Origin of the sequence: Pectobacterium sp. F1-1 (assembly GCF_025643735.1) — a bacterium.
In the GTDB taxonomy this organism is placed as follows: Bacteria; Pseudomonadota; Gammaproteobacteria; order Enterobacterales; family Enterobacteriaceae; genus Pectobacterium; species Pectobacterium colocasium.
This window is the reverse complement of record NZ_CP104733.1, coordinates 2,477,351-2,497,105: the sequence shown is the minus strand read 5'-3', so window position 1 is coordinate 2,497,105 and position 19,755 is coordinate 2,477,351. Positions and strand designations below refer to the sequence as shown.

The 19,755-nt window shown below is 51.1% G+C and carries 20 protein-coding genes and 2 pseudogenes; 12 read left to right on the top strand and 10 right to left on the bottom strand.

Annotated features, from left to right (window positions below; genetic code table 11):
* Positions 1-9: 9 nt before the first annotated feature.
* Complete coding sequence (locus NAL19_RS11055; RefSeq protein WP_263057352.1) at positions 10-141, bottom strand: type I toxin-antitoxin system SymE family toxin; 132 nt, start codon at positions 139-141, stop codon at positions 10-12.
* Between the two features lie 44 nt (positions 142-185).
* Here NAL19_RS11055 and NAL19_RS11050 point away from each other — a divergent pair, with 44 nt between their 5' ends.
* Together NAL19_RS11050 and NAL19_RS11045 are read left to right on the top strand one after the other, a co-directional pair.
* Complete coding sequence (locus tag NAL19_RS11050) at positions 186-1,913, top strand: VENN motif pre-toxin domain-containing protein (RefSeq protein ID WP_263057351.1); 1,728 nt, start codon at positions 186-188, stop codon at positions 1,911-1,913.
* Complete coding sequence (locus tag NAL19_RS11045; RefSeq protein ID WP_224558275.1) at positions 1,913-2,314, top strand: DUF6911 family protein; 402 nt, start codon at positions 1,913-1,915, stop codon at positions 2,312-2,314. Before NAL19_RS11050 ends, NAL19_RS11045 begins: the two co-directional genes overlap by 1 nt.
* A gap of 48 nt (positions 2,315-2,362) precedes the next feature.
* Here NAL19_RS11045 and NAL19_RS21705 read toward each other — a convergent pair whose 3' ends face one another.
* Positions 2,363-2,500 (bottom strand): SymE family type I addiction module toxin, encoded by a 138-nt coding sequence (locus tag NAL19_RS21705; protein WP_317630278.1) that lies wholly within the window; start codon positions 2,498-2,500, stop codon positions 2,363-2,365.
* A 77-nt stretch (positions 2,501-2,577) separates the two neighbouring features.
* Between NAL19_RS21705 and NAL19_RS21835 the strand changes: the two are divergent.
* Positions 2,578-3,831 (top strand): annotated as a pseudogene (locus tag NAL19_RS21835) (VENN motif pre-toxin domain-containing protein); the annotation flags it as partial.
* Positions 3,832-4,594: 763 nt separating this feature from the next.
* Entirely contained in the window at positions 4,595-4,846 is a 252-nt protein-coding gene (locus tag NAL19_RS11030; protein ID WP_211023517.1) for a hypothetical protein, read from the top strand.
* 48 nt (positions 4,847-4,894) lie between these two features.
* Here NAL19_RS11030 and NAL19_RS11025 read toward each other — a convergent pair whose 3' ends face one another.
* Positions 4,895-5,113 (bottom strand): type I toxin-antitoxin system SymE family toxin, encoded by a 219-nt coding sequence (locus NAL19_RS11025; RefSeq protein WP_263057349.1) that lies wholly within the window; start codon positions 5,111-5,113, stop codon positions 4,895-4,897.
* Between NAL19_RS11025 and NAL19_RS21695 the strand changes: the two genes are divergently transcribed.
* Positions 5,086-7,026 (top strand): VENN motif pre-toxin domain-containing protein, encoded by a 1,941-nt coding sequence (locus tag NAL19_RS21695; protein WP_317630276.1) that lies wholly within the window; start codon positions 5,086-5,088, stop codon positions 7,024-7,026. The two genes, NAL19_RS11025 and NAL19_RS21695, sit on opposite strands and share 28 nt — an antisense overlap.
* Entirely contained in the window at positions 7,023-7,412 is a 390-nt protein-coding gene (locus NAL19_RS11010) for a contact-dependent growth inhibition system immunity protein (RefSeq protein WP_263057348.1), read from the top strand. Before NAL19_RS21695 ends, NAL19_RS11010 begins: the two co-directional genes overlap by 4 nt.
* Before the next feature lie 45 nt (positions 7,413-7,457).
* On the opposite strand, the gene NAL19_RS11005 is transcribed toward NAL19_RS11010, so the two are convergent.
* Positions 7,458-7,706: a type I toxin-antitoxin system SymE family toxin gene (locus NAL19_RS11005; RefSeq protein WP_263057347.1), complete on the bottom strand. Its 249-nt coding sequence runs from the start codon at positions 7,704-7,706 to the stop codon at positions 7,458-7,460.
* Between NAL19_RS11005 and NAL19_RS11000 the strand changes: the two genes are divergently transcribed.
* From NAL19_RS11000 to NAL19_RS10985, 4 genes are all read left to right on the top strand, one after another.
* Entirely contained in the window at positions 7,689-9,386 is a 1,698-nt protein-coding gene (locus NAL19_RS11000) for a hemagglutinin repeat-containing protein (protein ID WP_317630275.1), read from the top strand. The two genes, NAL19_RS11005 and NAL19_RS11000, sit on opposite strands and share 18 nt — an antisense overlap.
* 49 nt (positions 9,387-9,435) lie before the next feature.
* Complete coding sequence (locus tag NAL19_RS10995) at positions 9,436-9,918, top strand: RNase A-like domain-containing protein (protein ID WP_263057346.1); 483 nt, start codon at positions 9,436-9,438, stop codon at positions 9,916-9,918.
* A gap of 101 nt (positions 9,919-10,019) precedes the next feature.
* Positions 10,020-11,060 (top strand): IS630 family transposase, encoded by a 1,041-nt coding sequence (locus NAL19_RS10990; RefSeq protein WP_263057345.1) that lies wholly within the window; start codon positions 10,020-10,022, stop codon positions 11,058-11,060.
* An 80-nt stretch (positions 11,061-11,140) separates the two neighbouring features.
* On the top strand, positions 11,141-11,437 hold the full coding sequence (locus tag NAL19_RS10985; RefSeq protein ID WP_263057344.1) for a contact-dependent growth inhibition system immunity protein: 297 nt from the start codon (positions 11,141-11,143) through the stop codon (positions 11,435-11,437).
* Positions 11,438-11,478: 41 nt separating this feature from the next.
* On the opposite strand, the pseudogene NAL19_RS21690 reads toward NAL19_RS10985, so the two are convergent.
* From NAL19_RS21690 to NAL19_RS10965, 5 genes and pseudogenes are all read right to left on the bottom strand, one after another.
* Positions 11,479-11,535, bottom strand: a pseudogene (locus tag NAL19_RS21690) (hypothetical protein); the annotation flags it as partial.
* A gap of 285 nt (positions 11,536-11,820) precedes the next feature.
* A complete protein-coding gene (locus NAL19_RS10980; RefSeq protein WP_263057343.1) occupies positions 11,821-11,949 on the bottom strand; it encodes a type I toxin-antitoxin system SymE family toxin in 129 nt (42 codons plus the stop codon).
* 305 nt (positions 11,950-12,254) lie between these two features.
* Complete coding sequence (locus NAL19_RS10975; RefSeq protein ID WP_263057342.1) at positions 12,255-13,961, bottom strand: pectate lyase; 1,707 nt, start codon at positions 13,959-13,961, stop codon at positions 12,255-12,257.
* A 105-nt stretch (positions 13,962-14,066) separates the two neighbouring features.
* Positions 14,067-14,819, bottom strand: coding sequence for an oligogalacturonate-specific porin KdgM family protein (locus NAL19_RS10970; protein WP_225084757.1), 753 nt, complete (start codon positions 14,817-14,819; stop codon positions 14,067-14,069).
* Between the two features lie 131 nt (positions 14,820-14,950).
* Positions 14,951-15,769 (bottom strand): oligogalacturonate-specific porin KdgM family protein, encoded by an 819-nt coding sequence (locus NAL19_RS10965; RefSeq protein WP_181844915.1) that lies wholly within the window; start codon positions 15,767-15,769, stop codon positions 14,951-14,953.
* A 766-nt stretch (positions 15,770-16,535) separates the two neighbouring features.
* Here NAL19_RS10965 and NAL19_RS10960 point away from each other — a divergent pair.
* Positions 16,536-18,296: a type III effector HrpK domain-containing protein gene (locus NAL19_RS10960; protein WP_263057341.1), complete on the top strand. Its 1,761-nt coding sequence runs from the start codon at positions 16,536-16,538 to the stop codon at positions 18,294-18,296.
* A gap of 40 nt (positions 18,297-18,336) precedes the next feature.
* Here NAL19_RS10960 and NAL19_RS10955 read toward each other — a convergent pair whose 3' ends face one another.
* Positions 18,337-18,513, bottom strand: coding sequence for a hypothetical protein (locus NAL19_RS10955; RefSeq protein WP_180740915.1), 177 nt, complete (start codon positions 18,511-18,513; stop codon positions 18,337-18,339).
* A gap of 145 nt (positions 18,514-18,658) precedes the next feature.
* On the opposite strand from NAL19_RS10955, the gene NAL19_RS10950 reads away from it, so the two are divergent.
* Positions 18,659-19,666, top strand: a complete 1,008-nt coding sequence (locus tag NAL19_RS10950; protein ID WP_263057340.1) for a Gfo/Idh/MocA family protein — start codon at positions 18,659-18,661, stop codon at positions 19,664-19,666.
* Positions 19,667-19,755: the final 89 nt, after the last annotated feature.

The window sequence follows — 19,755 nt, the reverse complement described above, 5'->3', positions numbered from 1 at the left end:
TGTTATCTGTCATTCAGTCACAATACGGATCAGCAACTGGCCGTGTTCAACGGTTACAATCACTGGCGTATCCGTGCCAAATCCCGCCGCTTCCAGCCAGTGGCCAGTAAGGTGCAGGCTGCGGCTGTAATAGCGTGTCATATCATGGCGGTCTGCATGGCGACGGCTGACGTAGCAGACCTTTGATGGGCGGCACGTTGTTGTTGCGGGACACGGCGAAACAGGTGCAGGATATCACCACGCTGAGCCGTGACGTTGAACATGCGAACAACGCGCTCAGCCCGATCTTTAACAAAGAGAAAGAGCAAAAACGCCTGAAACAGGCGCAGCTGATTGGTGAAATTGGCGCGCAGGTGATGGATATCGTGCGCACGGAAGGCGAGCTGAAGGCGCAGAAAGCCGCGGAAGCTAAAGGTGATGCCACCGTCAAACGTCCGCAGGACGGTGATTCGGCGCAGGAATGGGAAGTCTATAAAAAGGCGCTGACGGAATCGCCGACCTACAAAGCCGAGATGCAGAAATACGGCACGGGCAGCGACTTCCAGCGTGCGGCACAGGCGGCCACGGCGGCGATTCAGGCCCTGGCGGGCGGGGATATCCAGAAAGCGATTGCCAGCGGTGCATCACCGTATCTGGCACAGCTGGTGAAGGATGTCACGCTACTGAAGGATGAAAGCAAAATCACGGCGTCGGATATCGCGGCGAACGCAATGGCGCACGCGGTGGTGGGGGCGGTGGTCGCCCAACTGTCGGGTCAGGATGCGGCGGCGGGGGCCATCGGTGCCTCCAGCGGTGAACTGGCTGCCCGTGCGATTATGGCGGAGCAATACCCGGGCAAGACGGCAAATGACCTGACGGAAGAGGAAAAGCAGTCGGTCAGCGCGCTTTCCACGCTGGCCTCCGGGCTGATATCCGGTCTGGCGAGCAACAGCACGGCCACCGCCGCCAGCGGCGCACAGTCCGGGCGTAATGCGGTTGAGAATAACTATCTGAGCAGCACGGAGAAGAGCCGCCAGACAGAGCTGAACCACAAACAGAGTCTCACACCGGAGGAACAGAAAGAGCGTGATGCGCTGAACCGTAAGGATGCGGAAACCAGTAAAGCACTGATTGATGCCTGTATGGGGGGTAGCGCAGATGCCTGTACCGCAGCGCGTCAGGATGCGTTGGAGAAACAGGATACCTATCAGAATCTGAGTTACCAGAATCCGAAGGAAGCACAAAAAGGTTATCAGCAGATACAGCAGTTGCTGAGTGGCACCAGTGCAGAAGCGATACAGACGCAGGAGCTTTTTAACGGTATGGTGGCTGCGTATATGCGCACTGGTATGACCGAAGAAGCCGCGAAATCGGCTGTGGGTTATCAGCTTGGCACGATGTATATCATTGGTGGTATTGCCGGTATTGGTTCCGGAAAAGCGGTTGAAGGTTCTTTAACTGACAAAAATTCCACAGTGAAAGAAAATGTAGGAATAAAGCCTACAGTGACAGCAGAACTGGAAGCAAATGGTCAAAAATTTAAAGATACAAATCAAACGGCAAGACCGGCAGAGCAGGCAAATAAAAATGAACCTACACTGATAGCAGACAGAATAGCTTCGAAAGAACAAAGCTTGATAGATAAGGGAAAAACAAACAACTTACCTCTACCAAACAGTAGTATGGCTAATGCTCATGCTGAAATAGGTGTTATACAACAAGCTTATAATGCAGGTAAAACTCAAAATGCTAATCTGACTATTAATGTAGCGGGCAAAGACGTTTGTAGTTATTGCAGAGGCGATATAGCCGCCGCAGCTCAAGCTTCTGGGGCAAAATCGGTCACGATAAATGCCGTTGATGATAAAACAGGGTTACCTAAAACTTATGTATGGGAATCTGGCATGAAATCAATAAAGGAAATCAATAGGTAATGATAAATTTTGAGCTGGGCGGATATTATTTAGACTATGGTAGGCGTGTGCAACTACCTTTAATAGTACAGCCATCAGTAGTTCAAATAATGAATTATCTAGGTGTGTTGAAAAACCACAACGGAATATTGGTTCTTGATAATGATCAAGAGGATAACCATAGCCCTTATAAAATGACATTATATTCTGATAGTGGAATTTACATGATATTACTTGAAACAAGTATGGATGATGATGTAGATGTCAGAACGTTTTATAATCAATCTGAGTCTAGGGGTTTTATATCAATACTTGGCGAATCATATTCAGAAGTATCAACAGTTAAAGAATTTTCTCAGGTTATAGAAGCGTTTAAAGAGTTTTATGAAACTGGTGATGTTAGTAGGGAATTATTAGGTTAACTTTTTAAAATCCCGGCCTCTCAAAAAGGCCGGGATTTTTGTTGCCTGTCATTCAGTCACAATACGTATCAGCAGTTGCCCCTGTTCAACGGTGACAATCACCGGGGTATCGGTCCCAAATCCCGCAGCTTCGAGCCAGTTGCCGGTAAGGTGCAGGCTGGGGCTGCGGCTGTAATAGCGCGTCATATCGTTGCGATCTGCATGGCTACGGCTGACATAGCCGACCTTCAGGTGTCGTAATGCTTGGGGGGTGGCGGGTAAGATCAAGTCAGCAGGACAGCGAGCGTTATGATTCCAGACAGGTGAGCGGCTCGGCGGGCGGCAGCTTTACCTGGGGCGGCGGGGGCGGTAGCGGCTATATCAGCCTCAGCAAAGACAAGATGCACAGCAATTATGACAGCGTGCAGCAGCAAACCGGGCTCTTTGCGGGTAAAGACGGATTTGGTATAAAAACCGGTGAGCACACCCAGCTTGACGCCGCGGTCATTGGCTCCACCGCCAGCGCCGAGAAAAATCGGCTGGACACGGGGACGCTGGGCTGGAGCGGGCTCAGCAACAAAGCCGAATTCAAGGTGGAGCACAGCGGCATTGGCCTCAGTGCCAGTCCCTCGATGAGCGGCAGCCTGCTCTCGACGCTGGCGATGAATGTGCCGTCAGCGCTGATGTCGCTGGGTCACAGCGGCAATGCGTCCAGCACCACCTATGCGGCGGTGAGCGACGGCACGTTGTTATTGCGGGACACGGCGAAACAGGTGCAGGATATCACCACGCTGAGCCGTGACGTTGAACATGCGAACAACGCGCTCAGCCCGATCTTTAACAAAGAGAAAGAGCAGAAACGCCTGAAACAGGCGCAGCTGATTGGTGAAATCGGCGCGCAGGTGATGGATATCGTGCGCACGGAAGGCGAGCTGAAAGCACAGAAAGCCGCGGAGGCTAAAGGCGATGCCACCGTCAAACGTCCGCAGGACGGTGATTCGGCGCAGGAATGGGAAGTCTATAAAAAGGCGCTGACGGAATCGCCGACCTACAAGGCCGAGATGCAGAAATACGGCACGGGCAGCGACTTCCAGCGTGCGGCACAGGCGGCCACGGCGGCGATTCAGGCACTGGCGGGCGGGGACATCCAGAAAGCGATAGCCAGCGGGGCATCACCGTATCTGGCGCAACTGGTGAAAGACGTCACGCTACCGAAGGATGAAAGCAAAATCACGGCATCGGATATCGCAGCCAATGCGATGGCGCATGCGGTGGTGGGGGCGGTGGTCGCCCAGCTGTCGGGTCAGGATGCAGCCGCGGGGGCCATCGGTGCCTCCAGCGGTGAACTGGCTGCCCGTGCCATCATGGCGGAGCAATACCCGGGCAAGACGGCAAATGACCTGACGGAAGAAGAAAAGCAATCCGTCAGCGCGCTTTCCACGCTGGCCTCCGGGCTCTTGTCTGGTCTGGCAAGCAACAGCACGGCCTCCGCCGCCAGTGGCGCACAGTCCGGGCGTAATGCGGTGGAGAATAACTTCTTCGGCAAAGCGCTGGTTGAAGGGTGTGCGATAGCGGCACCATGCCGAACCAAGGTTGCTGAAAAGTTACTTGAACTCGGCGTGAAAGCGGGCATTACCGGTGTTGTAGCGAAGGAAATCGCGGACAATCTCTCGTCGGAAGAGCTGGATCATCTCATCAGACTGAACATGATGGGTAATGATGAGATCACCGTGAAGTATCTGAACTCGCTTCAGGATAAGTATGCGCCGTCGCATACAGGAAATAATGACGGCGAGATAGATTTAGGGCTGAATCATACTGGGAACTATGATGGTCAGGTTAATACCGGGCCAAATCATACCGGAAATAATAACGGTCAGGTTGATGCCGGATCAAACCATACGGGCGGGGATCAGTCTGTAGAGCAGGTGCCAAATAATACGGGCAATACTGAGGGGGCTCCCGATTTACCGAATCATTATGAAAGTGGCAATAAAATTACACAAGGTGAACACGCTACTATCAGAAATAAAGAGGGGCGGCCTGTGGGGTCAGTGATAAATGATGTCCAGAACTCGCGACCATCCGATATTTTAGTTCAGGATGACGGACGTTGGGTCGTTTTAGGGCCCAAAGGGCGAGTTCATATTATTGAACCAAATGGGGAAGTCGTTACTTCTATGCAAAACCCAAAACAGAACACTAATAATCGCTTGCGAGATGGACGCTGGGAGAAGTTAAATAATGATAAACTTCAAGAATTTAAAGATAGATTTTCAGATTACGTAAGGTGGTAATAATATGGAATTATTAAAGAAAGAATATGTTGGAAATGCTGTGACGTTATTTGATGTGCGCCTTTCTGAAGGAGAGGTTACATTATATGCGGATTGTTTGGAACTTATTATAAGAGTCTGTTCTGATAACGATATTTCACAAAATACTGAGTGCGAGAGTAAGGAAGAATTATCTTGGTTCAAAGATAGTTTAGTTGATTTACTTAAGTCAATTGAGCATAAAGATTATCTCCCTGAAAGATATAAAAAACTTTAATAAATAGAAAGTCCCGGCCCCTAAAAAGGCCGGGACTTTTGTTATCTGTCATTCAGCCACAATGCGGATTAGCAGTTGTCCGTACTCAACGGTGATGACTACAGGTGTATCGGTCCCAAATCCCGCGGCTTCCAGCCAGTGGCCGGTAAGATGCAGGCTGGGGCTGCGGCTGTAATAGCGCGTCATGTCATTGCGGTCTGCGTGGCGACGGCTGACATAGCCGACCTTCAGGTGTCGTAATGCTTGGGGTGTGGCGGGTAAGATCAAGTCAGCAGGACAGCGAGCGTTATGATTCCAGACAGGTTAGCGGGTCGGCGGGCGGCAGCTTTACCTGGGGCGGCGGAGGTGGCAGCGGCTATATCAGCCTCAGCAAAGACAGGATGCACAGCAATTATGACAGCGTGCAGCAGCAGACCGGGCTCTTTGCGGGTAAAGACGGCTTTGGTATACAGACCGGTGAACATACCCAGCTTGACGCTGCGGTCATTGGCTCTACTGCCAGCGCCGAGAAAAATCGGCTGGACACGGGGACGCTGGGCTGGAGCGGGTTAGATAACAAAGCCGAATTCAAGGTGGAGCACAGCGGCGCCGGGTTCAGCGCCAGCCCGTCCCTGAACGGCAGTATGCTCTCGACGCTGGCGATGAACGTGCCGTCGGCGCTGATGTCGCTGGGGAGCCGCGGCAATGCGTCCAGCACCACCTATGCGGCAGTGAGCGACGGCACATTGTTGTTGCGGGACACGGCGAAGCAGGTGCAGGATATCAGCACGCTGAGCCGTGACGTTGAGCACGCGAACAACGCGCTCAGCCCGATCTTTAACAAAGAGAAAGAGCAGAAACGCCTGAAACAGGCGCAACTGATTGGTGAAATCGGCGCGCAGATGATGGATATCGTGCGCACGGAAGGCGAGCTGAAAGCGCAGAAAGCCGCGGAAGCCAAGGGCGACGCCACCGTCAAACGTCCGCAGGACGGTGATTCGGCGCAGGAATGGGAAGTCTACAAAAAGGCGCTGACGGAGTCACCGACCTACAAAGCCGAGATGCAGAAATACGGCACGGGCAGTGATTTCCAGCGCGCGGCACAGGCGGCCACGGCGGCGATTCAGGCACTGGCGGGCGGGGACATCCAGAAAGCGATTGCCAGCGGGGCGTCACCGTATCTGGCACAGCTGGTGAAGGACGTCACGCTACCGAAGGATGAAAGCAAAATCACGGCGTCGGATATCGCGGCCAACGCGATGGCGCACGCAGTGGTGGGGGCTGTAGTTGCCCAGTTGTCGGGTCAGGATGCAGCCGCGGGGGCCATCGGTGCCTCCAGCGGTGAACTGGCTGCCCGTGCGATTATGGCGGAGCAATACCCGGGCAAGACGGCAAACGACCTGACGGAAGAAGAAAAGCAGTCGGTCAGCGCGCTTTCCACGCTGGCCTCCGGGCTGATATCCGGTCTGGCGAGCAACAGCACGGCGTCTGCCGCCAGCGGCGCACAGTCTGGGCGTAATGCGGTGGAGAATAACTTCTTCGGCAAAGCACTGGTTGAAGGATGTGCGATAGCGGCACCATGCCGAACCAAGGTTGCTGAAAAGTTACTTGAGCTCGGCGTGAAAGCAGGTATTACCGGTGTTGTAGCGAAGGAAATCGCGGACAATCTCTCGTCGGAAGAGCTGGATCATCTCATCAGACTGAACATGATGGGTAATGATGAGATTACCGTGAAGTATCTGAACTCGCTTCAGGATAAGTACGGTTCTGACAATGCTTCCAATCCGAATCTCGGTAAGGATCTGACTAACGAGCAGAAAGCTGAACTTGGCGGTACGGGATCGGGTACTCCGCCTCCGCCAGAAAATGATCCTAAACAACAGGATGGCAAACCTGCTCAAAAACTCAATCAGAAGCAGGAAAGTGCTGTTAAGAAGATCGATAACCTGATTAATAACTCGATTAAAGACCATGATATCACCGGTACATTGAAAGATATGGATAGTAATCCAGTAATCAAGCCTGATGGTAGTGGTAAGTATTGGAATCATATGAAGGAAATGAACGACACTCTTAATGGTCTTCGAAATCATGCGAATACACTAAAAAATGTCAATAATCCTGAGGCGCAGGCAGCTTACGGAAGAGCAACTGATGCTATTAACAAACTTGAATCAGCGATAAAGGGACACGGAATATGACAACATTTAGAGAGTTATTACTGATTAGTAATAGCGATTATGAGCCGAATGAAAATTCATCTTTAGATGAATGGTTTAGTAGCGTTATAGATGTTTCTCTTGATGAATTAGGTGTTGGCGATGTGGCCCGAGCAATAAGGCAAGATCTGTTTTTAGCCGATGTTTTGCCAAAAGCTGAAATTATTTTAAAGCAAGACCCTCTGGCTGGAGATGATTATGATGGACAATTAATATCGTCTATATCCTCTTTAAATAGTGATGAGATAAAAGTTGCATTACCTTGTTTTCAAAGAATTAGTTCCTTCTTAAATCAATTGGATAAAAATAATCTTGATGGTCAGATAGTTATGGACATAGAAAAAATAGAAAAACTATCCAGATCTTAAATAACGCTAATCCCGGCCTCACAAACAGGCCGGATTTTTTGTCTGTCATTCAGTCACAATGCGTATCAGCAACTGACCCTGCTCAACACTCACTGTTACCGCCGTATCCGTGCCAAATCCTGCGGCTTCCAGCCAGTTGCCGGTAAGGTGCAGGCTGGGGCTGGGGCTGGGGCTGCGGCTGTAATAGCGCGTCATATCGTTGCGGTCGGCGTGACGACGGCTGACATAGCCGACCTTCAGGTGTCGTAATGCTTGGGGTGTGGCGGGTTCTGACTTATGATGCTGCTTAGCCATAGTAACTACCTCAATGCGGCGAAAGGGCGGGAAACCGGTTCGGGCAATAGCTGGTCAGAAACCACGGTGGATGCGGGTAACCACGTCACGCTGAAAAGCGAGCGCGATACGCGGCTGACTGGCGCGCAGGTAAACGGCGAGCGCATTGATGTTGATGCCGGACGTAACCTGCTGCTGCAAAGTCAGCAGGACAGCGAGCGTTATGATTCTAAACAGGTTAGCGGGTCGGCGGGCGGCAGCTTTACCTGGGGCGGCGGAGGCGGCAGCGGCTATATCAGCCTCAGCAAAGACAGGATGCACAGCAATTATGACAGCGTGCAGCAGCAGACCGGGCTCTTTGCGGGTAAAGACGGCTTTGGTATAAAGACCGGTGAACATACCCAGCTTGACGCTGCGGTCATTGGCTCTACTGCCAGCGCCGAGAAAAACCGGCTGGACACGGGGACGCTGGGCTGGAGCGGGTTAGATAACAAAGCCGAATTCAAGGTGGAGCACAGCGGCGCCGGGTTCAGTGCCAGCCCGTCCCTGAACGGCAGTATGCTGTCGACGCTGGCGATGAACGTGCCGTCGGCGCTGATGTCGCTGGGTAACAGCGGCAATGCCGCCAGCACCACCTATGCGGCGGTGAGCGACGGCACGTTGTTGTTGCGGGATACGGCGAAACAGGTGCAGGATATCAGCACGCTGAGCCGTGACGTTGAGCACGCGAACAATGCGCTCAGCCCGATCTTTAACAAAGAGAAAGAGCAGAAACGCCTGAAACAGGCGCAGCTGATAGGTGAAATCGGCGCGCAGGTGATGGATATCGTGCGCACGGAAGGCGAGCTGAAAGCGCAGAAAGCCGCGGAGGCTAAAGGCGATGCCACCGTCAAACGCCCGCAGGACGGTGATTCGGCGCAGGAATGGGAAGTCTATAAAAAGGCGCTGACGGAATCGCCGACCTACAAGGCCGAGATGCAGAAATACGGCACGGGCAGTGACTTCCAGCGTGCGGCACAGGCAGCCACGGCGGCGATTCAGGCACTGGCGGGTGGGGACATCCAGAAAGCGATTGCCAGCGGGGCGTCACCGTATCTGGCGCAGTTGGTGAAGGACGTCACGCTACCGAAGGATGAAAGCAAAATCACGGCGTCGGATATCGCGGCGAACGCGATGGCGCACGCGGTGGTGGGGGCGGTGGTCGCCCAGTTGTCGGGTCAGGATGCAGCCGCGGGGGCCATCGGTGCCTACAGCGGTGAACTGGCTGCCCGTGCCATCATGGCGGAGCAATACCCGGGCAAGACGGCGAGCGACCTGACGGAAGCGGAAAAGCAGTCGGTCAGCGCGCTTTCCACGCTGGCCGCCGGGCTGGCAGGCAACAGCACGGCCTCCGCCGCCAGCGGCGCACAGTCCGGGCGCAATGCGGTGGAGAATAACTTCCTCAGTACAGAGGAGAACCGTCAACGGCTAAGTGAAATGTCATCCTGTGGCAGTGACAGTGCCTGTAAAGATGGGGTGACGGAGAAGTTCAAGAAAATCTCCGACGAACAAATCAAGAGTGTCGAAAACTGTTCCAGCGTTGATGTGTGTGTTGCTAAAGCTAAAGAAATGGCGGAGTTGCAGGCAGGCTATGGTCAGCGAATTGAGGAGTTGGGGGAGAAACTTCGGGCTAATGGCAGCCTGAGCGGAGAAGACCATTGAAGAATGGGCTTATCTGCACGTTGTGACACCGGCTCTGGAAGCCGGACGTTTGCAAGCGATACATAACGCGCAGGCAGTGGGCGGTTCGGATGAGGCGTCACAACTTGCAATTAATACGATTGCTCAAGCAGGAGCGACAAGTGCGGCTGGGATTGCTGGAGGGATTTCCAAAGCAACATCTAAAGAGTCAGTTACTACTGGGCAAAATAGCCCTATTGTACCGGGTGGAGGCTTAGCTGCTCATGAAGCAGCAGGTGGTCATCTAATCGATAGGCATGTTGGGAAAACTGAAGCGGAGTTATTAAATCGAGTGTCTACCGGGAATGTAAAAACGGCATCTTCATTTAGTGACAGGGCTACAGCCGAAGCTGTCACAAGTAGAGCTATTGATAGTAACCAATCTAAAATTAAAGATTATCTGTCTGGTAGTCAAAAAGGGTATTTAGAAATTGATTACCAGTCATTGTCACCTGTAGGAATTAGTGTTTCACGAGGAGTGCCATCAGCAACTCAAGTAACAAATGCTAAATAACTTTGCCAAATAGTAGATCACTTGAAGGGAACTCAGTCCGAGTTATGCGATCTGATCAATCGCCAAATCAAATCAAAACAAATCACCAACCGGACTGAGCGATGCCGATCATAGCAGCAATCCCTGATGAAGAACGACGACTAATGCGTAAAGAAGCCCAACAGACACATGATAAAAATTACTCCAGACGACTCATCGCCATACTGATGCTGCATCGGGGAATGACTGTCACCGACGTTGCCAGACTGCTTTGTGCGGCCCGCTCATCGGTTGGAAGATGGATAAATTGGTTTACTTTACATGGTGTTGAAGGTCTAAAGAGCCTCAAAGCCGGACGAGCACCGCGCTGGCCAGTCGCTGATATCCTGCATATGCTACCGCTTCTTATTAAACGCTCTCCTCAGGATTTTGGCTGGCTGCGCTCCCGCTGGAGTACCGAGTTGTTGGCACTTATCATTAACCAGCTTTTTAACGTGACGCTTCATCCTTCCACGTTACATCGCTATCTGAGACGAGCGGGTATTGTCTGGCGCAGAGCCGCGCCAACACTGAAAATCAAAGACCCGCATTATGAGGAAAAGCGACTCGCCATCGAACAGGCCGTCTCCCAGAAGCAGACGAACCATCCGGTATTTTATCAGGATGAAGTGGATATCGACCTGAACCCGAAAATCGGCGCGGACTGGATGCTCAAAGGGCAACAGAAACGTATTACTACGCCGGGACAGAACCAAAAGTATTATCTGGCAGGGGCACTGCATTCGGATACGGGACGAGTCCATTACGTTGGCGGCAGTAAAAAGTGTTCTGATTTATTTATCAAGCTGTTAGAGACATTACGGCGGACATATCGGCGAGCGAAAACCATTACGCTGGTCGTTGATAATTACATCATTCATAAAAGCCACAAGGTGAAAAAGTGGCTGGGAAAAAATACGAAGTTCCGGTTGTTGTTCCTGCCCACGTATTCGCCGTGGCTAAATCCAATCGAGTTGCTGTGGTTGTCGTTACACGAAACGATAACGCGTAACCATCAGTGCCGGTATATGTGGCAGTTACTGGAACAGGTAAAATTATTTATGAATGCCGCTTCACCGTTCCCCGGCAATCAGCATGGTCTGGCTAAAGTGGAGCGGTATTAGGCGAAGTCATTTAGGATTATAATAGCAAGAGATCCATCAATGCCTACAGGCTATAGAATAGTAACGGGATATCCAACACCATGAATATAATAGATAAATATCCATCTCTCTCATATTTTTTGAGATGTTATCTTAATCAAGACTTTGAAGTGCTATTCGGTAGTGCTGATGGGGCATTGGATGCATATATATCTACAGAAAATGAAGATGAGCATCTTTGTTTAAGGGAAGAAATTAACAATTTGTTAGCTCTTTCTTTAGATGATAGTGAGTTAGAAGATATTATATTAAATAAAATTGATTGTTCTTATTACTATCCTAATGAGTGGCGAACGGCTAAAGATTGGTTCGAGCATATATGTAAAAAAATAGACTGAAACGATCCCGGCCCCTAAAAAGGCCGGGATTTTTTTACCGGTCAGAACCGTAGCTCAGTCTCAATGACCAGTTTACCGCGCTCAATGGTGACGATAACGGGCTGTCCGGTGTTAAAACCGAGTTCTTCGAGTCATTTACCGCTGAGCCGTGACGTTGAGCATGCGAACAACGCGCTCAGCCCGATCTTTAACAAAGAGAAAGAGCAGAAACGCCTGAAACAGGCGCAGCTGATTGGTGAAATCGGTGCGCAGATGATGGATATCGTGCGCACGGAAGGCGAGCTGAATAAAGTTAGAAGATCCCGGCCCTTGCGCCGGGATTTTTGTTTTGTGCCCAGAAAACCCCCAGCTAGGTTGGTAATGCCGGAGGATATTTTTACCGGTCAGAACCTTAGCTCAGTCTCAATGACCAGTCGCCCGTGTTCAGCAGTGACAATCACCGGCTGTCCGGTGTTAAAGCCGAGTTCTTCCTGCCACTTACCACTGAGCCGTGATGTTGAGCACGCGAACAATGCGCTCAGCTCAGAATAGTTTGAAAACCAGAAGCTCGCTTAGGGCTGTGTCCACATTGCGTGGGTAGGATCAGTAGTTGCAAACGGTGCAGGATTTCCCTCGCTGAAAAAAGGAAGGCGTGCTTATGCCGGTCACGATCGTCGTGGCCGGCATGACATCCTGCTAAGTTCCACATGATTAAGCGCCATACGATTAAGTATCACACCCGATAATGGGGGGCTTGTTCGGTGAGGGGTTGAGCAGAATAAGCAAGAGAGGATTGCCAATGGCAGCGAGCCACCATTGGCGTGTTGAGGCTTAACGTTTATTTCTTGTTGTTGGGTTTCAAGGTTTCGCCAACGTTCAGCAGGAAGATCTCGTTATCGCGAGTCGATATGCGCGTTGAACCATCTTCCATACGGTAGCCACCCTCGGTGAAGCCAGCGCCATTCAGGAACGGGGCAACGGACTGTGGCTGATTGCGCACCGCAGCTTCCAGCGCTAACAGGGCATAAGGCTCGATGGTATCGACATCAGCGTATTGTCTGTTGGGCTCGGCCATGAAGAAGCCGTTCTTATAACGTGTGCTGATAATGTTGTCGCCCACTTTTTCCGCCAGCGACAGATAGTCTTTCACTTTGCTCGCCTGATACAGATCCAGCAGCGCGAACAGCGCATAAGGGTCACTATTCCTGGTGGCGAGATCCACTTTGACGTCTTTACCCGGTGCTGAACCTAACTCACCCAGCCCTTGTGCACGGGCGATGCCGCGTGCGACACGCCACAGCTCGGCGTCCGGTAATACGGTATAGGCGCGAGCATACGAGAGCAGGAATGAATTATCCGCAGGATAAGGCTTGATCACAGTGCCTTTTTTGCCGTAGTAACCGTCACGTGGCAGAACATAGTTGGAGAGATCTTTGCCGTTAGCGAGCATCGGACGGAACGTGTTGTCCGACTCGTTATAGGCATATTTGGCAAAGGCTTTCAGGCCGTCGGTTGTCCACGTTAGCAGTTCTTTGCCTTCCGCCCCTAAATCTTTACCCAGTTGGAGCTGCATGAGTGCATTTTCGGAATAGATCGTACTGGTGCGTCCTTTCAGCATCATATTGCCTTCCAACGCGGTAGGGCCGAATTCCGGGCCAAACTGACGCTGGGCGCGATCGCCGTATTTAGAATGCGTATCGGCATCGTCGGTGGTTTCATCACGCTTCAGCGCCTGCGTAAACTGATACACGCCGAGCCCGGTTGCTTTATCGCGCGGTAAAACGTACTGCTGTGCCAGACGTTTCGCCCAAACCAACGCACCGTCTTCTTTATTGTATTTGTACAGTAATGAGGCGGAATAGATCAGGTCGTTACCCGCATTCAGGAAGCTGAGGCCTTTGGTGGCGAAGAAGGGCGGCTGTTGCTCGAACGGGCTTTGCCAGAGTGCGCCCATTTTTTGTCCGTATTTACCGTGGCGACTGGTTTCCATGATCTTCCAGTCATAAACGTGCGCATTCCAGAAGCCGCGAATAAAGCGCGCGGTGGCCTCTTTATCGACGCTGAACATTAAATCGTAGTAGGGATAGGCATTTTTCAGCTCATGCACCATCTCTTTTTCGCTGGGGCCTTCTGGTTGCAGCGTTTTTAAATCAACGAAACGGTGGCCGCCCCAAATCAGCAGGCCACTCTCATCCTGATAGTGCTGGAAGTGATATTTCACAATCGCTTCGGCACGCTGCTTATAGCTGGGGTTGCCGCTCAGGTTACTCAACCCAACCAGCACGCGCATCAGGTTTTGCTGCGCGGAGAAGTTGGATAGCACGGCGTGGCGGCCATCAGGGAAGATCCACTCCATCTGCTTGCCAGTACGCGGATCGATACCATCGGCGAGCAGCGGCGTGGGCGATTGACCGTGGTAATGGTCACCGGCTTTGGTCAGTACGTTGTCAACATACTGATTGACGATAGTGAGGCGGTCTGGTGTGGCGGCGCTGGCCTGTAAAGCAACCAAACCAGCAAGGAGCGACAGCGCAAATCTTTTCATTTTTATCTACCTGTATAGCTTGTAATAAAGGGATCCTGCTTGATGAACAGGATCCCCGAGAAACATGGCATAGCAGTCAGTTATTGTTAGAACGCTAAGTCGTGGTTAGAACGTATAGGTGAAGCCGACTTTCCCTTTTCCTTCACGCGATTTCACGTCGCGCCCGCTGGCGACATCTTCAACGCCAATGTGTGCTGTCCAGTTGTCGTTGATGGTGTAAGACACATCAAAATCCTGCTGATAGTCATGCTTTTTGTTGTTTTGCAGCACGTAATCGGCGTGATAGTAGTAAGCGGTGTACGCCAGCGTGAAGTTATCGAAACCTTTGTAGGCCACGCCTGCTTCATAGCGGTGACGGTGGGTGTCATCATCCGTGCTGGTGCGTTTGCTGCGGGTGATTTTTCTGAGGTCATAGCGATATTGCGCATGAAGATCCGTCTTGTCAGTGACAGCCCAGGTCAGTTTCAAACCCGGCGTATAGCGTGCGCCGGAACTCTGGCTAGCGCCGATATCGCCTACGATGCCTTCACCGCTGGTGCCGCCGGAGTAGAAGCGTGCTTCCAGATTCGGCGTCAGGGTTAATTCAGGCGTCAAACTGTAGGCATAGCCGGTATAAAAAGCATAAGAATTCGAGACGACATCATCGATGGTCAGATCTTTATTCTTATTATAAAAATTCAGCTCAACGCCAACGTACAGGCCATTATCCATAAAATGCCGCATGCCGATTTCATCGCCGTGGTAGCGATTCATGGTTCCCCAGCTATGTTCATAGCTGAGTTTGGTATCAGAGGCAGAAGCGGAAATAGCATAAATTTGGGCAAAGAGAATACCGGCCACAAGGTAGCGTTTTTTCATTATGGGCACCATTAATATTGGTCGTTAATTGTGAAAACTGTGCGCTGATAGACAAAATTCATTCATGAATTTATTTTTTCATCAACGCGACACGAAATACGGTGTGTTTCCTTTATAAAATTCGGTATTTCTTAGAAAACGTAGTTGAAACCAACTTTGATTTTCCCCTGGCGGCTTGATGATGTGCTGGATTGGCTAATATCATCATACTCAATGTAAGGAGTTAGCTGTTTGTTTAACTTATATTGAACTTTGAACTGATGCTCATAGTCCGTTTTACCATTGTCATAGACGGCGTATTCTCTTTCTGTGAATTCGCCCTTGCTATATTTGTACGATTTTGTGGTGTTATCGCCGATATAGTAGTTAAAGACGTAAGTCAGATTAATATTATCAAAACCAGAATAGGTTACCCCTGCATCCAAGCGGTGGCGTCCGGTGTCGGATTTTGACAAATAAGATTCCCCAGCGTGACCATATTTATCTGACGTTGAAATGGTCGAATAACGCGAACTACGTGTCGGTTTCTTATATTCATAACGGTAGCGGCCATAAGTAGACCAGTCGCTGTTGATACGGTAGTTATATTTCAACCCAGGCTGATACATCATGCTGGCATTACCGATGGAGAACTCAAAACTGGGGGTTAAGGTCGCGGCCTTGCTTAGTTTGAAGTCCTTACCGATCACCATGCCGCCAGAGCCGCCCTGCATATCATCATAGGCAACGTCGTAGTTGCTGTTCCCGCCTGCTGACGTACTGAATTTGACTTCGTACGACCAACCGTTGGTTTTCTTGTGAATGAGCTTGATGGAGTCTGCGTGGCGGCGGTCTTCTGTTTTCCAGTTATGTTCGTACTGGAAGGTAGTTTTGCCGTCGGTTTCCGCTTGGGTAAGGAAAGGAGCGAATCCGGCACAAACGATGAGTAGGTTACGTGTGTATATTTTCATTCTGTCTTTCTCTTTCTTAATGAATAAATAATATTACTGGCGCGTGCAGTCTCTATCTTTAAAACCAGACAGTGGATACCATTTTTTGGGCGTAAAAATAGAATCACCATAAATGATGATGACGCCATTAATAATGTCAGACAGGGCGAATACCCTGGTCAATCAGGTTTCTATCAATTCATTTACGCTTCCTTATATACGGTGTTGCTTACGAGTATTTTAATCAGCGAAATGGCTTAGGCTGATGTGTGAATGTCGATAATTTATACCGCTTACTGGTTGGCCTAATTATCAGCAGACTTGATAATTAGGCTGTGTGGCATTATGGTGAAAAGGAAACACTGTTTCATTTATGTGGATCACACATTTGGTTGCTGTTTGAAATTTTTTGTAATCATTTGGTCTGGTTATTGTAAGGATAAGGAAGGGGAGTAACGACGATCGTTGTTGTCAGATTGAGGGATGTATCTCTTGATCGTTAATGATGATAGTAATATGTAATTGAGCAACAGTTAACCTGTTATCTGCCGTATTTCCGCCATCGATTGGACAATATTCGGCTGAAAGCGATTTCCGTAAAAATGAATAAATGGTCAATAATAATTAACTATCTTGAATATTTTCAGGGAACCCATCCCGTTTTCATTCCACTCATATTCTAACTATCTCCGTCATACTGCGATCGGCAAGCGTGCAGGCCTTTCTGTATTCGAATGACGCGGGACATTCGTTTGTTAAGCCTGACGGCAGCAGAATGGAGACATCAATGATCAATCGTATTGAGAATGGAAGCCATTGGGGAAATGCCTCGCCTTTGCCCGCGCAGCACAATACCGAGGCGAGTCGGCAAGGGGGACAATCGGCCGCATTGCCCACTGCGCGGCCGGGTTCGCGTTCAATCGATTTTGGCGAGGCGTCGCCGAGCATGTCGCCAGTCTCTTCTGACTTGAGATCAATGGCACCAGCGCGCGCATTACCAACCATGCGCATTGCTGACAGTTCACTGATTGCAGAGCCCAAACCGCCCGTCGATCTTCAGGCGATAGATAGCTCGGTGCACAGTAATGCCAAGGCATTGGAGAAATGGTCGGCGCTGTTGGGCGATCTGCCGGAGAATGAACGTGAAAAGGCCGCAAAGGAACTGAATCGCCCGCTAGCGGCGGCGAAAATGTTACAGGAGGGGGGGGGAAACGCAGAAAAGGCGCTCGTTTATCTGCGTGAAAATCCCGCCATCTACACGGCGATGGATACGGCAAAAGACGGCGGCAGAGCCGACGGACATATCTCGAATCGGGATACGAAATCCTTTATTAAAAACATGGAGCAACGCGCCAGCGAGGCGAGTCGTGCGATGAAGGAATATAGGGATAAAAATCCAACGGCCGATGCGCAGTCGCTGCGGTTAGTACAATCTTCCGCGCTTTTGCTGGCCAACGAACCGCTGCTGAACGCCGCCGATGCCAAAAAATCCTACGTGGATTCTCCGCCGAAAGAGAACGATCGCACCAGCACACTGACTGACCTGAACGCGATTATGACCGACAACCCGACGCTGTCGCCTCAGTTAAAAGCGGCTGCCCGGCTGTGGTCGCACCCTGGGTTATTCGGGATTCTGGAACATGCGGATGTCAAAGGGGAGAAACTGGCGCGAGTTCCGCATGATGGCAAGTTGATGATGAAGGATATGAAAAGCTGGATTCGTGAACAAGCGCCGGTAAACCGTCAGGAAACGGCAGATACGCTACACAATGCGGCGGCGTTGGGGCTGGCGGCAAAAACCGATATCAGCCAGTTGAATGAGGCGGTTTTTACCCAGCCGCAGCAGTACAGCGGGGCGCAAAAGTCGGCGACGCTGGTCAAACTGCAACAAACGCTGGAACAGGTGATGGCGGGGCGGGAATATCGGAATACCGAAGAAACAGAAAAGGTATTACATCAACGTATTGAAGCGCTACAGAAAGACGGGGATGTGATTCAGCATTTTGAGCAGGCGGTACCGCGTGAGGTAAACACCATTTTACTGTCCGATCCATTGCTCGCGCAGGCGGCGATGAGCCAACGTTTTTCTACGGCGTCACCGGCAGCCCCGCGAACGGTTGGGCTTGATTCCGCGCTTTCGGCTGCACCCCATGCGGGAGCGGGAGTAAAAAGCGATGCGCAGGCGGTGAAAGAGGCCGGTCGCAGCGTGATGAGTTTTGCTAAATCGTCGCTGCACGCAGAGGATTTAACCAAAGCCGCAGGGAGTAGAACGGCCATTGGATTGGCTGGCAAAGCGGGCGCAGCGATTGCCGGAAAGGTGGTGGGGGCTATCGCCGGTGAAGCCGCTGGTGCGGCGGCGGCCTCTGCCGTTGGCGCGGCATCAGGGCCGATAGGATGGGCAGTGAGCGGGGCGCTCAGCATCGGCATGGGGATTGCGGAACTGGTGAATTTCTTCAATGCCAAAAGCAAGCTCAAACACCGGCGGGAAGATTTTGCCAAAACGGTTAATCCCGCGCTGGAACAGTTCAATATTCCTAAACCGCGCTGATGCGCTCGCTTAAATTTCAAAGCATGAGATTTTCAACGCATTAGATTTCAAAACCGGGAGCGACTTCTTTCACGGGTTTTTTACACTCTTCGGGCTTGGGTTGATTCGCCGGGAGGTTTTTACAGTCAGGCGCAAAGGGATTCAACGCATCGCGATTCAGATAGAGCACAAACAGGATCAGCAGGATGAGGGGGATCAGAATACGTTTTCTTTTCATGGTTATCTTTGGTTGCGTTGCAGAAAATGTGGATATGTTAAAAAAACAGGAAAAATTCTAACGCGTTACGCGGCTTTTGTCTTTAGCCTGCCCGGTTTCCACCTTATTGTTGTGGTTTGGCATGGCGACATCGGCAGAGGTGAAGATGAAAAAGATTCGATTTGCGGCGATTGGGTTAGCGCACAACCACATTTATGACATGTGTCGGCAACTGGTTGATGCAGGAGCGGAACTGGTCGGCGTGTTCGAGTCCGATCCGCATCATCGGGAAAAATTCATCTCGCTTTTTCCTTCTGTTCCTTTTGCTGATTCTGCGGAGCAACTGATTGCCGATGCGTCTATCGATCTTATTGCCTGTGCGGTCATTCCCTGTGACCGAGCCGAACTGGCGCTGCGCACGTTGGATGCAGGCAAAGATTTCTTCACTGCCAAACCGCCGCTGACCTCGCTGGATCAGTTGGATGCTGTCCAGCGTCGCGTCGCGGAAACCGGTCGAAAATTTGCTGTGTACTTTAATGAACGCATCAATGTGGATAGTGCGCTGTTTGCTGGTGAACTGGTGCAACGGGGGGAAATTGGTCGCGTGATTCAGACGATCGGCGTTGGCCCGCACCGTGAACGCGGCGCGCGGCCTGACTGGTTTTATCAAAAGCGTCAATACGGCGGGATCCTCTGCGATATCGGTATTCACCAGATTGAACAGTTTCTCTATTTTACCGGCAACACCGATGCACAAGTGGTGACCAGCCAGACGGCGAATTATCATCATCCGCACCAGCCAGAATTTGAGGATTTTGGCGACGCGATGCTGCTGGGTGACAATGGGGCAACGGGCTATTTTCGCTGTGACTGGTTTACGCCGGATGGGTTGAGCGTCTGGGGCGACGGCCGCCTGACGATACTGGGGACGGAAGGCTACATCGAAATCAGGAAATACGTCGATCTGACGCGCGGTGAAAGCAACGTCGTCTATCTGGTGAATGGCAAGGGGGAACAGCGCTTTACCCCCGCAGGCCGCGTCGAACGCGCCTTTTTCCCGGATTTTCTGCGTGATTGCCGTGAGCGTACCGAGCTTGCGATGTCGCAAGCACATATCTTTAAGGCGACGGAACTGTCGATTCTGGCGCAGCAGGCCGCGAAAAAGATCGCCTGAGAGAAGCATTTTCCCTGTATCAATGACCCACGCTTTTTTGCAACCGTGCTCCGCGATGGCGCACGGTTGTTCCTTTTCTGTGCATCGCA